This window comes from Methylophilus flavus (assembly GCF_042678905.1).
Lineage (GTDB): Bacteria > Pseudomonadota > Gammaproteobacteria > Burkholderiales > Methylophilaceae > Methylophilus > Methylophilus flavus.
The window spans coordinates 1,151,798-1,164,495 of the sequence record NZ_JBHTLN010000001.1 but is presented as its reverse complement, the minus strand read 5'-3'; the positions used below and the strand labels follow the sequence as shown (position 1 = coordinate 1,164,495).

Sequence of the window (12,698 nt, the reverse complement as noted above, 5' to 3'; positions counted from 1 at the left end):
ACTTTGTAAGAATTACGGAAAAAAGCCTAGTCTTTGTCTTTTCCTTTGCCATGGCCACGTCCTTTACCAGGGCCACGATCACCATGCTTGGGTCCGTGACCTCTGTTGTCATAATGGTCATGTCCGTGGTCGTCTCTACCCCTGTAATCGCCATGATCATGTGAGTAAGATACATAGCGAGGCGCATATACGTTTTGATACCAGGAATCCTGGACAAAATATACCTGTCTGCCACACGCGCCGTAGTGGCCGCAATAGCGTGACCATTTTTTCATTTGGCCAGGTGGAACACGCAAATACATAGGCGGTTGCACAACAGCTACAGGTGGGGGTTGGATAATCACCGGTTGCGCGTAGACAACTTGTGGGGGCGGGTAGGGGTCACCTAAAACAATCTGGCCATAAAATCCAGGTTGACCTATGCTGACAGCGACGCCATCTGCAAAGGCTAACGCTGAAGTTGTTAAAAATACTGCACCCATCGCTACATTTTTAATCATGGTATTACCCTCTCAAATAAACATGCTCATAAAATTAAGCATGAAATAAATGCATTGAGCGCATTTTAAAAATCTGTCCAAAAGTAAAGTAGTCTCATAAATCTGATAGCTATGTCGGAATGCACTGACAGTCGAATAGGAATTTATCCTAAGCTGATTCGTCAACTTCCATGGTTTGATCAGGCAATAATAGCCTTACTTAAGTGCATTTGCAGGAAGGCTTTAATAAATTTTATGTGATGCATTTACCTACAATTAGGACTATTGTCATTCTTTACATCTCTTGATAAAGTGCAAGCGCTTTTAATTTAGCAACTAAGCCTAGCGCTGTAATAATTTATAAAAAACTAATCAGGGATTTTTTATTGAAAACTCATCTAAAGGTATTAACCGTAGCACTTGTCATATTTATCAGTGGTTGTGCGACAGCACCACAAACGCCAGTCGCATTTTCGAACAGTGCGATTTCAAATAATCAACGTATCGGTATAGCGATGACTGCGTTACCGAAAATAGATACCCAGTTTCCTGGTGCGGACTGCTTGTTATGTCTAGCGGCTGCTTCAATTGCTAACTCATCGCTCACTAAACACACTCAAACCTTAACATACGACACCTTGCCAACAGTGAAAGAACAGCTTGCAGTGTTGCTGAAGAAAAAGGGCGCTGACGTGTTTGTGATTGATGAAGCCTTGAATGTAAAGGATTTAAAGAGTTCTGGAGCAAAAGGTGACAAAGTCGCTACAAAGGATTTCTCCTCTTTTAAACAAAAATACAATATCAATAAGTTAGTGGTGATTGAGATCAACAGTCTGGGTTTCGTCAGGACTTATGCATCGTACATTCCCACTAGCGATCCCAAAGGCAATTTGCAAGGCGTGGGCTATATGGTCAATTTAGCCGACAATACCTATGATTGGTATTTGCCTGTCTCAGTGACAAAAAGTGCTGAATCAAACTGGGACGAGCCGACTACGTTTCCTGGACTGACAAATGCCTATTTTCAAGCAATGGAAATCGGTAAAGATTCGTTTCTAAGCCCATTTTCGGGGAATATGATCACTTCCACAATTGCACCTACAGTGACCAAATAACGGAAGCAAATCTAAAATAAGCTTTTAAAGGGTGAGGATTAATGAAACGAATTTTATTATTGGTAAGCATGGTTATAAACATGCTTATTTTCAATTCAAGTGCAATGGCTGAGCCAGCCAATAAGCCAACCACATTATCATTGCCTTTTAAAAGCAATAGTCAATGGATGCTTGAGTTACCAAATGATGGGCCGGTTGTTTACCATGGCGTGTATAGCCTGGACGAAGCCGGGACGGGTAAAGGAGGTATGCTTTACCCCGCACCCAGTGCGGCAGGACTTGTTGCTGCAATCGTCACGCATGCCCTCATTATTAACTCTGTTAAAAACGAACAGAAAAATCAGTTGCAACTGAATGCTGACCAAGTGCTGTCGAGCTATCAGGAGGCACTCAATCACTTTAAATATGGAGAGTTAATAGAAAGGACGATAGACAGGCTATCTTTAACGCCTGCGGCAGAGCATCTAAAAGCGCTAGCCTATTCTGAGCGTAGGATGATCATCGAAAGCGCGCCAACCTTCATGCTTACACAAGATCAGAAAACCATTATTATCAATGACAATGTCGTTATACGCATACCAGGCCAAACACCGGAAGTGGCCCATAAAAGCATGATCAGGGTCATTTCCGCTGCTGAAAATAGTGCGGACTCCTCATCGTTCTGGACAGGCAATCAGGGAGAAAATATTAAAGGTATATCTTCACAACTGCATGCCCAGTCCATCGATATTGCATTACAAACCTTTGCGGCTGGTAAATCGGCAGAAAGCAAGCCTTTCCAAACTGTGCGTTACAAAGAAGGATTGTCTGACAAAGTAGAGCGTGCTCAAGTGATTCACAAAGATTGTGACCGCATGTTAATTAAAAACCTACGTGGTGTGTTTATCTCTGCGCCAGTAGTGAAATCGCCTGAAAATGCTTGCGAGCCCGTCACTGAAATTTAAAACACCAGCACCTTAAACTTGCAGTGGATTATGTCACTGCAAGTTAAGCAATTGCCCTGCTATTTCATATTCCGTATCGCCATCCACCCCAAGTCATGCATACAGACCACAAAGGCGCGTTTAAACGTCTGCGTTTTGTAGTCGGGTAAATAATCCGGCCCCAGTTTTTTCTCGCATGAGACTTGATCCCGTTTCAGCTTGTCTGGAAACGCGCCCATTTTCCACCATGAGTTAATCGCGTATGTCACATCCGGGCCGTCGTTCACTGTTGAGTGGGTGGCGGCTTTGTCTGTTTTATCTTCAGCGTTCGTGTTGGTTGTCGTTGCCGCTGCGGTGGGTGCTGCTTTCTCTGTAGGCTTGGTTGTAGTCGCAGCACTATTCTGTGGTGTTTTCGCAACAGCAGCGGCGACTGGTTTTTCCTTTTTATCCGGTGTGATCTCAATAAACGGACTTGGTTTGCTGATGACTTCCTGATGGTTGTCACGGGTTTCTATTGTCGCAAACAGCGGGTCCATGGCGTCAACTTGAGGTTTTTGCCAGCCTTGTTCTGCCAGGCAGGCGGCGAGTTGATTGCCGCTGCCGCGGCAGGCTTGGTGCGCCCTGTCTATATCTTGCTGCGAACCTCCGCGCTTGTAAGAAACCTCACCACATCCCGGTAATAAAGCCATCAAAAATAAGTAAGTTAAAAGACGCATTGCGAGTCCTGTTCTCAATTTGTTATGTGCAGTCTAGCGATGTTTGCTATTTAGCATCCTACGCAAATTGACGTATTTGTCCTACACGTCCCTGTCGTTAATCTGGGCACAAGTTTTGATCGACTGTGATTGTTTTGAAGTTAACGAGAAAGGGAGTTTTAGATGATGAATATTAAAAAATGTGCCTTGCATACCGCGGTAGCAATGGCTTGTGGCCTCGGTGTGCAAATGGCCAATGCGGGTGCCACCATCAGTTTTGGTGAAGACAAGTATATCAGTGCCGGCTTCGGTTTTATCACCAGTTACAACTCTGTTGAAGATGCGTCCAACAATGGCAGTGACCGTTCTAACGATTTCACACTGGACAGTGCGCGTTTATATTTGTCAGGCTCATTCAATAAATACATCAAGGGGATGTTGAACACTGAGAAATCCGGTGGCGGTAGTGATGTAGGTAGCAATATTGAAGTGATTGACGCCAACGTGCAATTCCAATTGACTCCTGAAGTTGCAATTTGGGCAGGTCGTTTCCTGTCTCCAAGTGACCGCGCGAACATGGCAGGTCCTTACTACTCCATGGGTGGCGGCTACTGGGCAAATATCGCTTCACGTTACGGCTGGAACGGCGGTGTCATTGGTCGTGATGAAGGTGTAGCGATTGTAACCAGTTTCCTTGAAGATCACTTGGCTGTTTCTTTCGGTGCATTTGAAGGTGATAAAACCTTCCGCTTCAGTGGCGTGGGGGCTCAAGGTGAATCTGCAGCCGTTAAAGATAAACTGATGTATGCCGGCCGCGTTCAATACAACTTCTGGGATGCTGAGCCTGGCTATTACGGCACAGGTAACTACTTTGGCGCCAAAGATATTCTCTCTATCGGTATCGCTGGCCGTATGAAAAAAGATGGTGCGGTGGCTACTGGTGGTTTGGCCGGTGATTATAAATCTTACAGTGTCGACTTTCTGTTAGAGAAAAAGGATGTAGGTCCAGGCACATTCTCAGCTGAAGCAGCTTACTACTACTACGATACAGACAATGTATTTCTGGGTGAACAAGGTAAAGCTTACTCCGCAGGACTTGGTTATTTATTCAGCGATCCAGTCGGCTGGGGCAAGATCATGCCTATCGTCCGTTACCAGAAGTTTGATGCAGATGGCCTGACATCAGCTGCGAGCGTTAATACACGTACCGGTGCAGATACCAAGCGTTTTGAAGTGGGTGCTAATTACATCATTGCCCCATATAACTCAGTCATCACTGCCACTGTGGGCAAAACAGATACCCCGACAACCTCTAGCGACAATTTCTTCAAAGTCGCATTGCAGATGCAATTTTAATCAAACCTTATAAGCCTTTCTCACAAAGGAGCTGAGTGTAATGAAAACAATAGTGAAGTTGGATTTGGATAAAAAGCCCTGGGAACAAGACGGTCAGATTCATAACCGTTGGCACCCGGACCTGCCGATGATTGCCATGGTCAAGCCAGGCGACGAGTTCCGTGTCGAGTGCATGGACTGGACTGGCGGCCAGATCGGTAACAACGACAGCGCCAACGATATCCGTGATGTGGACCTGACCCAGGTGCACTACCTGAGCGGCCCTATCGGGGTTGAAGGTGCTGAACCGGGTGACCTGATGGTGGTTGAGATTCTGGATGTAGGCACTTTCGACGACCAGCAGTGGGGGTTTAACGGCCTGTTCGCCAAGGAGAATGGCGGTGGTTTCCTGACTGACCATTTCCCTAAAGCCAGCAAGTCGATCTGGGATTTCCACGGTGTATATACCACTTCCCGCCATGTGCCTAAAGTACGTTATGCCGGCATCATGCACCCGGGTTTGATCGGTTGCCTGCCATCACGCGAATTACTGGAAACCTGGAATGAGCGTGAAGCTGCGCTGATTGCAACGGATCCGGACCGTGTGCCGGCACTGGCACTGCCACCTGAGCCGAAATCTGCCGTAATGGGCCGGTTGTCCGGTGAAGCTGCCACAAAAGCGGCTGCTGAGGGTGCACGTACCGTACCGCCGCGTGACCACGGTGGTAACTGCGACATCAAGAACCTGACCAAGGGTTCAAAAATATTCTTCCCGGTCTATGTGAAGGATGGCGGCCTCTCCATGGGTGACCTGCACTTCTCGCAAGGCGATGGTGAAATCACTTTCTGTGGCGCGATTGAAATGGCCGGTTACCTGGACATCAAGGTCAGCCTGATCAAAGACGGCGTGAAGAAATATGCGATCAAAAACCCGATTTTCCAGCCTAGCCCGATCACACCGACTTATCGTGACTATGTGATTTTTGAAGGTATCTCGGTGGATGAAGCTGGCAAGCAGCATTACCTGGATGTACACGTTGCATACCGCCAGGCTTGCCTGAACGCGATCGAGTACCTGAAGAAATTCGGTTACAGCGGCGAACAGGCAGTGGCAATCCTTGGCACTGCACCGGTAGAAGGGCATATCAGCGGCATCGTAGATATCCCGAATGCGTGTGCAACCTTGTGGATACCGACTGAAATCTTTGAGTTTGATATCCGCCCGAATGCTGACGGACCGAAGATCGAGGTGCCGCCAGGCATTAGCGTGGCGCCAAGTACCTAAGATTTAGGCACTTAAGGTCAAGTTTTCAAAAGCCAGGTTTGCATAAGTTAGAAGGGAAATAGACAGATGCCTCTTTACGAATATGAGTGTGACAGTTGTGGTGTGTTTACCGCGCTACGCAAGATGAGTGAGTCCAGTTTGCCAGCTGATTGCGAGTGCTGTGGGTCAGAAAGCCCGCGCATCCTGTCGGTGCCGAAACTGGCCATCATGGGCAAGCAGCAACGGTCCGCGCATGAACGTAACGAGAAGTCTGCCCACGAGCCACGCAGCGGCCGTCGCTCAAGTTGTGGTTGCACAGGCTCACATACCTGTAAAACCACCACCAAGGTGAATCCTGATAATGGTAAACCGGCGATGCAGATGCAAACCAAGAAAACGGCCAGGCCCTGGATGATCGGGCATTAGCCTGATCGACCAAATAAAGCTGATAGGGCATTAAGCCTGAACGTCCATGGATGGCCGGACACAGCACTCATCGTAATAAATGCAGTACCTGAATACAGTATGTAGTAAGCAATGTTTAATTTTGAAGTGAACTGATTTTTAAAGGAGAGTTGTAATGAGTACCTTGAACAGAAGGGGTTTTATCAAAGGCGCGATGTTAGGTGCCATGATGGCAGCGGGTCTCGTTACCGGGCACGCATTTGCTGCAGATTTCCCAACAGCAAAAGTGAACACCACCGGCCTCGCTGTGACTGACACTACCGTCAAAGTCGGTATCCTGCACTCCGCCACCGGCACGATGGCGATCAGTGAAACAGGTTCTATCCAGGCTGAAAAACTGGCGATTGAGCAGATCAACGCCATGGGCGGTATCCTGGGTCGCAAGATCGAAGTCGTGCAGGAAGATGGTGCATCTGACTGGCCGACTTTTGCTGAAAAAGCGAAGAAACTGCTGGAAAAAGATAAAGTGGCTTCTGTAATGGGCTGCTGGACATCCGCTTCGCGTAAAGCTGCCTTGCCCGTGTTCGAAAAAGACAACGGCTTGCTGTTCTACCCGACTTTCTACGAAGGTCTGGAGCAATCCAAAAACGTGTTCTACACAGGTCAGGAAGCCACGCAGCAAATTCTGGCAGGTCTGGACTGGATCGCTAAAGAGAAGAAAGCCAAAACTTTCTACCTGATTGGTTCTGATTACATCTGGCCACGTACTTCCATGAAAATTGCCCGTAAACACATCGAGCAACATCTGGGCGGCAAAGTGGTAGGTGAAGAGTACATCGCTTTGGGTGATACGCAATTTGGTTCTGTGATCAACAAAATCAAACTGAAAAAACCTGACGTGATTTACGCAGCGGTTGTGGGCGGCAGTAACGTGGCCTGGTTCAAACAGTTGAACGCAGCTGGCCTGAACTCTACCAAGCAAACCATGCTGACCATCTCCGTAACAGAAGATGAAGTATTGGGTATTGGTGGTGAGAACCTGGCTGGTTTCTACTCAGCAATGAAATACTTCCAGTCGCAAGACAACGATGCAAACAAGAAATTTGTTGAAGCATTCAAAAAACGCTGGGGTAAAGATGCTGTGATCGGCGACGTGACACAAGCAGCTTACCTGGGCCCATGGTTGTACAAAGCAGCGGTTGAACGTGCTGGCAGCTTTGATGTAGACAAGGTGCAAGCTGCATTGCCTGGCTACGAGTTCAAAGATGCACCTGAAGGCCCTGTGACTGTAGAAGCTAACCATCACCTGACGACCAAACTGCGTATCGGTCAATGGGGCAAAGATGGCCAGGCGAAAGTGGTCTACACCTCTGGCTACATCAAACCTGATCCGTTTCCAAAAGGCTACCAATAAACTGGTGTTGTCTTAAATAGCTAACACGGTAGCCGCTAAATGCGGCTACCGTTTGGCCAAATGATAAAACCCAAGTAACACAAACTTAATACAGAATCATTATAGAAATTGCATTTAACAGGAGACCGCTATGTTTGGTTATTCGATGGCAGAAATAGGCAATATTGTGGTGATGCAAGGCTTTTCAGGCCTGAGCATGTTTACAGTGTTGCTACTGATGGCACTAGGTCTCGCGATTATTTTCGGGCAGATGGGTGTGATTAACATGGCACATGGCGAGTTTATGACCATAGGCGCTTACACTACAGTCATGCTTTCCAAAGTGGCCGCAACTTACGGGTTCACCAATTATTACTTTATATTTGCCATAGCGATTGCTTTTGTGCTGGCGTTCGCCGTCGGTTACTTCATTGAATTCATCATGATCCGGCATCTTTATAAACGGCCGCTGGATACCTTGCTGGCCACCTGGGGTTTGAGCCTGGTCATGCAGCAAATCTTCCGTTCTTCATTTGGCGCCAAAGAAGTGAGTGCCGAATTGCCCGAGTGGATGCTGGGTTCCGTGAATCCAACACCAGATATTGATATTCCAATCAACGGTTTGTTCGTGATGGTGCTGGCAGCACTGGTGACCTTCGGTGTGTATATGTTTATGTACAAATCCCGCTGGGGCCTTAGAGTACGTGCCACCGTGCAAAACCGCACCATGGCTGGCGCAGTAGGCATCAATACCGCCAAAGTTGACCGTGTCACATTTGCACTTGGTTGCGGCATTGCCGGTATCGCAGGTGCTGCATTTACCACCATTGCTTCCACTGGCCCGACCACAGGTACCTTGTACATCGTCGACAGCTTTATGGTGGTGGTGTTTGGTGGTGCCGCCAGCATCGTCGGTACGATTGCCTCTGCCTTCGGTATCGCCCAGGCACAATCTATCCTGCAATTCTTTATGACCAGCTCTATGGGTAAGGTGTCTACCTTGCTCGTCATCGTCACCATCCTGATGATGAAACCAGAGGGCTTGTTTGCCTCCAAACTGCGTAAGTAATTAAGGGTGTAGGACTGTTAATCAATGAGCTAGCGGGATTCAGCACAAGGCGCACGGCGCACAGAAAGCGCAATGTACACAAAGTACATGAGGATTTCGAGCACCGCGCAACGCAGTAATGGTCCCGCGCAGCCATTGAGTAAAAGTTCTATAAGTAAGAAGACGTATTAAGTGTTTAACCCTGCCGCAATAGAATCAACGCATCAACAGAGGAGAAATCTTGATGACATTATGGGAAAAAATCAAAGCCAGCCCGTTAGTGGGTGGTAAGGAAGGTGCGATCAGCCTGGCTGTACTGGCTGCCATCATCTTCGTTGTACTGCCACTGGGTGTAGATATCTTCCGCCTCAATTTGATCGGTAAATACCTGACTTACGCGTTTGTCGCTGTCGGCCTGGTCATGCTGTGGGGGCACGGTGGTATCCTGAGTTTAGGCCAGGGTATCTTCTTCGGCCTTGGCGGTTATGCGATGGCCATGTTCCTGAAACTGGAGGCTTCTGATCCGCTCAGCACCAAAATCCAGTCTACCCCTGGTATTCCTGACTTTATGGACTGGAACCAGCTGACTGCCTTGCCATGGTTCTGGGAGCCGTTCAAGAGTTTGCCGTTCACCATCTTTGCCGTGCTGACCATTCCGGCATTGTTCGCCTACATCATCGGTTACGCAATGTTCAAGCGTCGTGTGGGCGGGGTGTATTTCTCCATCATTACCCAAGCCGTGGCGCTGATCTTAAGCATCCTGATTGTCGGTCAGCAAGGCTATACCGGTGGTGTGAACGGCATGACTGACTTGCGCACCATGCTGGGCTGGGATATCCGTAGTGATTCTGCCAAATACATCCTGTACTTTGTGAACGGCTTGTTGCTGTTTGGTGCGATTTTCCTGTCCAAATACATCATGAGCAGCAAGTTCGGTATGTTGTTGCTGGCGATGCGTGACAAAGAAGAGCGCGTACGTTTCTCCGGTTATGACGTTTCCAATTTCAAAATCTTTATCTTCTGCCTGGCTGCGATGATGTCAGCAGTGGGTGGGGCCATGTTTACCCTGCAGGTGGGTTTTATGTCACCTTCCTTCGTCGGTATCGTGCCATCGATTGAAATGGTGATCTTCTGTGCTGTGGGTGGCCGTGCATCACTGGTTGGCGCGGTATACGGCACCTTGCTGGTGAATTACGGAAAAACCGTATTCTCTGAAACCTATCCTGAAATGTGGCTGTTCCTGATGGGCGGGCTGTTTATCGCAGTGGTGATGTTCTTCCCAAGCGGTTTGGCTGGTATCTGGGATAAGTACGCGACTAAATATGGCTGGTTCAAAGACAAGGCACCTGTAAAAAAGCCTGAGGTAAGTACTTCTAAGGTAGAAGCGCAAGCAGTACTTACCGAAACAAGCATTGAAACATCCCTGGCTACAGACTCTACCGGTGTAGCCACCAAGAGATCACCGCGCAAGAAAGCAGATGCAACTTCTGCAATCGAGGGTAATAAATTAAGAGGAGCAGAAGCATGAGTAACACCGACTTCGTCTTGGCAGTAGAGGATTTGACCGTCTCCTTCGATGGCTTTAAAGCAGTGGATAGCCTCACCATGTATATCGACAAAAACGAGTTGCGTGTACTGGTGGGCCCTAACGGTGCCGGGAAAACCACGGTGCTGGACCTGATTTGCGGTAAAACCAAATCTACCGCCGGGTCTATCAAGTTTAACAATACCGAGCTGACCAAACTTTCTGAGCACGAAATCGTGCGTTCGGGGGTAGGCCGTAAATTCCAGAACCCGTCGATTTACGAGAATTTGTCGGTGTACCAGAACCTGGAAGTCTCTTATCCGAAAGGTCGCGGTGTGTTTGGCAGCCTGACTTTCAAACGCACACAGGAAGTGGAAGACCGTGTGCGCAGGATTGCAGAAGACATCATGCTGACCGAGTTCCTGGATATGGAATCAGCCTTGCTCAGCCACGGCCAGAAACAATGGCTGGAAATCGGCATGCTGCTGATGCAGGAACCTGAGTTGTTGATGCTGGATGAGCCAGTCGCCGGCATGAGCGCAAAAGAGCGCGACCAGACGGCTGAATTGCTTAACCGTATCTGCCAGAACAGGTCTGTGATTGTGATCGAGCACGACATGGAATTCGTCAAGAAAATCGCACACAAGGTCACTGTACTGCACCAGGGCAAGATCCTGGCCGAAGGGCCGATGGAAAAAGTGCAAGCTGACGAAAAAGTCATTGAAGTATATCTAGGCCATTAGAGGAGCACAGCATGTTTGAAATTGAGAATTTGCAGGTGAGTTATGGCCAAAGTCAGGTGATTCATGGCCTGAACTTCAAAGCCAACAAAAACGAAACCCTGGCGATTATGGGCCGCAACGGTATGGGTAAAACGACCTTATTCAAGTCATTGATGGGTATTTTGCCGAGTAAAGCCAGCAAAGCGACCGTGGATGGCGTCAGTCTGCAAGGCGCTGCTACGCATGATCGCGTGATGAAGGGCCTGGCTTATGTACCACAAGGCCGCTGGATTTTCCCTAACATGACGGTGCAGGAGAATATCGAAACCGGGTTGGAAAAGTCTTCCAGCCGCGAGATTCCCGATGATATTTTTGCCTTGTTCCCGGTGCTGCATGAAATGCGCAAGCGCAAGGGCGGTAACCTGTCAGGTGGTCAGCAACAGCAACTGGCGATTGCCCGTGCGCTGGTGACCAACCCTAAAGTGTTGTTACTGGATGAGCCAACCGAAGGCATCCAGCCTTCCATCATCAAGGATATTGCCAGGGTGCTCAACGAAATCCGCAAGATGCGTGAGATCACCATCATTGTCTCAGAGCAGGTGTTGAGCTTCACCATGGAAGTGGCTGACCGAATTATCGTCATCGATAAAGGCCGTTTTATTCATGAAGATACCCGCGATAATGTGGATGCCGCCAAGGTGAAGAGTTACCTGTCTGTGTAAGTGCATTTGCAGCCACAGAGGACACCGAGTTCACAGAGAAAAACTTAATTCAACACATGTTTGGTTTGAAATCTCTGTGCTCTCTGTGTCCTCTGTGGCAAGTATTGAAAATAATTTTCTCAGCTGTGGCATGATGCCGGTATGGACGATTTGAAACATGCGATAGCTCCGCCACCTCAGCGTATAACGGCTAAACACTGGCAAGCCAGGCTGGAACTTGGATTTGCCAGACGTGATGCTCGCTCTTACCTGGCACATCGTCTGCATCATGGCCCATTGGTCGTTCAGAAAAGCCTGCATCCGGAAGGCGAGGGTATCTGTCATGCAGTGGTGGTGCATCCGCCAGGTGGTGTGGCAGGTGGCGACGCACTGCATTTACAGGTGCGAGTAGGAGAAGGTGCAAGAGCCTTGTTGACCACGCCTGGTGCCGGCAAATGGTACAAAGCAAATGGTACTAAAGCGACACAAACGCTCACCTTTCAATTGGCGGCAGGCAGTGGCCTGGAATGGTTGCCACAGGAGAATATTTTATTTGATGCTGCAGAAGTAGGCTTTTCTGCAGAAATAGCGCTGGCAGCAGATGCCACTTTGGCGGCCTGGGATATCGTTTGTCTTGGCCGCCAGGCACAACAGGAAATCTGGCAAAGTGGTTTTTACCAGTTAAATCAGCGTATCACGCGAAATGGTAGATTGATCTGGAACGAGCGTGCACGCATGCAGGCGGATGATTTGGTCAAGACCAGTCAAGTGGGTCTGGGGCGCGCAGCGGTATTCGGCACCTTTCTGGTATGTGCAGGCGCTGTACCTGCCGAAGTGTTACAAGCCTGCCGTGAGATAGTGTTGTCAAATGCCAAAGTAGGCATCACGGCCTTACCCGAGGTGCTGTGTATCCGTTACATTGGTAATGCATCGCAGCAGGCCAGGCAATATTTTGAGCAGTGCTGGCAGATTTTAAGGCCGTGGTATTATCAAAAAGACGCCATCAGGCCACGCATCTGGAACACCTGATCGCCACAGAGACAGTCAAAGAGCATTCGTCTACGTAGCTCACCATTTATGGAATTAGCCGCTT

The 12,698-nt window shown here is 48.5% G+C and carries 13 protein-coding genes; 11 read left to right on the top strand and 2 right to left on the bottom strand.

Annotated features, from left to right (window positions below):
- Positions 1-26 precede the first annotated feature (26 nt).
- Complete coding sequence (locus ACFQ2T_RS05675) at positions 27-500, bottom strand: hypothetical protein (protein WP_379031677.1); 474 nt, start codon at positions 498-500, stop codon at positions 27-29.
- A gap of 365 nt (positions 501-865) precedes the next feature.
- On the opposite strand from ACFQ2T_RS05675, the gene ACFQ2T_RS05670 reads away from it, so the two are divergent.
- Together ACFQ2T_RS05670 and ACFQ2T_RS05665 are read left to right on the top strand one after the other, a co-directional pair.
- Positions 866-1,594 carry a hypothetical protein gene (locus ACFQ2T_RS05670; protein WP_379031674.1) on the top strand — a complete coding sequence of 243 codons (729 nt, stop codon included), beginning with the start codon at positions 866-868 and terminating at the stop codon, positions 1,592-1,594.
- 41 nt (positions 1,595-1,635) lie between these two features.
- Complete coding sequence (locus ACFQ2T_RS05665; RefSeq protein WP_379031672.1) at positions 1,636-2,538, top strand: hypothetical protein; 903 nt, start codon at positions 1,636-1,638, stop codon at positions 2,536-2,538.
- Positions 2,539-2,597: 59 nt separating this feature from the next.
- On the opposite strand, the gene ACFQ2T_RS05660 is transcribed toward ACFQ2T_RS05665, so the two are convergent.
- Positions 2,598-3,233, bottom strand: a complete 636-nt coding sequence (locus tag ACFQ2T_RS05660) for a hypothetical protein (RefSeq protein ID WP_379031669.1) — start codon at positions 3,231-3,233, stop codon at positions 2,598-2,600.
- Between the two features lie 162 nt (positions 3,234-3,395).
- Here ACFQ2T_RS05660 and ACFQ2T_RS05655 point away from each other — a divergent pair, with 162 nt between their 5' ends.
- The 9 genes from ACFQ2T_RS05655 (at position 3,396) to ACFQ2T_RS05615 (ending at position 12,634) form a co-directional block, all read left to right on the top strand.
- Complete coding sequence (locus ACFQ2T_RS05655; protein WP_379031666.1) at positions 3,396-4,568, top strand: porin; 1,173 nt, start codon at positions 3,396-3,398, stop codon at positions 4,566-4,568.
- A 40-nt stretch (positions 4,569-4,608) separates the two neighbouring features.
- Complete coding sequence (gene fmdA / locus ACFQ2T_RS05650) at positions 4,609-5,832, top strand: formamidase (RefSeq protein WP_325241174.1); 1,224 nt, start codon at positions 4,609-4,611, stop codon at positions 5,830-5,832.
- A 66-nt stretch (positions 5,833-5,898) separates the two neighbouring features.
- Positions 5,899-6,237 carry an FmdB family zinc ribbon protein gene (locus ACFQ2T_RS05645; RefSeq protein ID WP_055867841.1) on the top strand — a complete coding sequence of 113 codons (339 nt, stop codon included), beginning with the start codon at positions 5,899-5,901 and terminating at the stop codon, positions 6,235-6,237.
- A gap of 154 nt (positions 6,238-6,391) precedes the next feature.
- Complete coding sequence (urtA, locus tag ACFQ2T_RS05640; RefSeq protein WP_379031662.1) at positions 6,392-7,630, top strand: urea ABC transporter substrate-binding protein; 1,239 nt, start codon at positions 6,392-6,394, stop codon at positions 7,628-7,630.
- A gap of 130 nt (positions 7,631-7,760) precedes the next feature.
- Positions 7,761-8,678 carry an urea ABC transporter permease subunit UrtB gene (gene urtB, locus ACFQ2T_RS05635; protein ID WP_379031659.1) on the top strand — a complete coding sequence of 306 codons (918 nt, stop codon included), beginning with the start codon at positions 7,761-7,763 and terminating at the stop codon, positions 8,676-8,678.
- Between the two features lie 223 nt (positions 8,679-8,901).
- Positions 8,902-10,185 carry an urea ABC transporter permease subunit UrtC gene (gene urtC, locus ACFQ2T_RS05630; protein ID WP_379033902.1) on the top strand — a complete coding sequence of 428 codons (1,284 nt, stop codon included), beginning with the start codon at positions 8,902-8,904 and terminating at the stop codon, positions 10,183-10,185.
- Positions 10,182-10,925 (top strand): urea ABC transporter ATP-binding protein UrtD, encoded by a 744-nt coding sequence (gene urtD / locus ACFQ2T_RS05625; RefSeq protein ID WP_379031656.1) that lies wholly within the window; start codon positions 10,182-10,184, stop codon positions 10,923-10,925. Before urtC ends, urtD begins: the two co-directional genes overlap by 4 nt.
- A gap of 11 nt (positions 10,926-10,936) precedes the next feature.
- Positions 10,937-11,626 carry an urea ABC transporter ATP-binding subunit UrtE gene (urtE, locus tag ACFQ2T_RS05620; RefSeq protein ID WP_379031653.1) on the top strand — a complete coding sequence of 230 codons (690 nt, stop codon included), beginning with the start codon at positions 10,937-10,939 and terminating at the stop codon, positions 11,624-11,626.
- Between the two features lie 141 nt (positions 11,627-11,767).
- Positions 11,768-12,634 carry an urease accessory protein UreD gene (locus tag ACFQ2T_RS05615; RefSeq protein ID WP_379031652.1) on the top strand — a complete coding sequence of 289 codons (867 nt, stop codon included), beginning with the start codon at positions 11,768-11,770 and terminating at the stop codon, positions 12,632-12,634.
- Positions 12,635-12,698: the final 64 nt, after the last annotated feature.

Bases quoted from the DNA above. Each gene is read 5' to 3' on its own strand.
- ACFQ2T_RS05675 (WP_379031677.1), bottom strand. From the start codon at position 500: ATGATTAAAAATGTAGCGATGGGTGCAGTATTTTTAACAACTTCAGCG.
- ACFQ2T_RS05665 (WP_379031672.1), top strand. From the start codon at position 1,636: ATGAAACGAATTTTATTATTGGTAAGCATGGTTATAAACATGCTTATT.
- ACFQ2T_RS05660 (WP_379031669.1), bottom strand. From the start codon at position 3,233: ATGCGTCTTTTAACTTACTTATTTTTGATGGCTTTATTACCGGGATGT.
- ACFQ2T_RS05655 (WP_379031666.1), top strand. From the start codon at position 3,396: ATGATGAATATTAAAAAATGTGCCTTGCATACCGCGGTAGCAATGGCT.
- fmdA (WP_325241174.1), top strand. From the start codon at position 4,609: ATGAAAACAATAGTGAAGTTGGATTTGGATAAAAAGCCCTGGGAACAA.
- ACFQ2T_RS05645 (WP_055867841.1), top strand. From the start codon at position 5,899: ATGCCTCTTTACGAATATGAGTGTGACAGTTGTGGTGTGTTTACCGCG.
- urtA (WP_379031662.1), top strand. From the start codon at position 6,392: ATGAGTACCTTGAACAGAAGGGGTTTTATCAAAGGCGCGATGTTAGGT.
- urtB (WP_379031659.1), top strand. From the start codon at position 7,761: ATGTTTGGTTATTCGATGGCAGAAATAGGCAATATTGTGGTGATGCAA.
- urtC (WP_379033902.1), top strand. From the start codon at position 8,902: ATGACATTATGGGAAAAAATCAAAGCCAGCCCGTTAGTGGGTGGTAAG.
- urtD (WP_379031656.1), top strand. From the start codon at position 10,182: ATGAGTAACACCGACTTCGTCTTGGCAGTAGAGGATTTGACCGTCTCC.
- urtE (WP_379031653.1), top strand. From the start codon at position 10,937: ATGTTTGAAATTGAGAATTTGCAGGTGAGTTATGGCCAAAGTCAGGTG.
- ACFQ2T_RS05615 (WP_379031652.1), top strand. From the start codon at position 11,768: ATGGACGATTTGAAACATGCGATAGCTCCGCCACCTCAGCGTATAACG.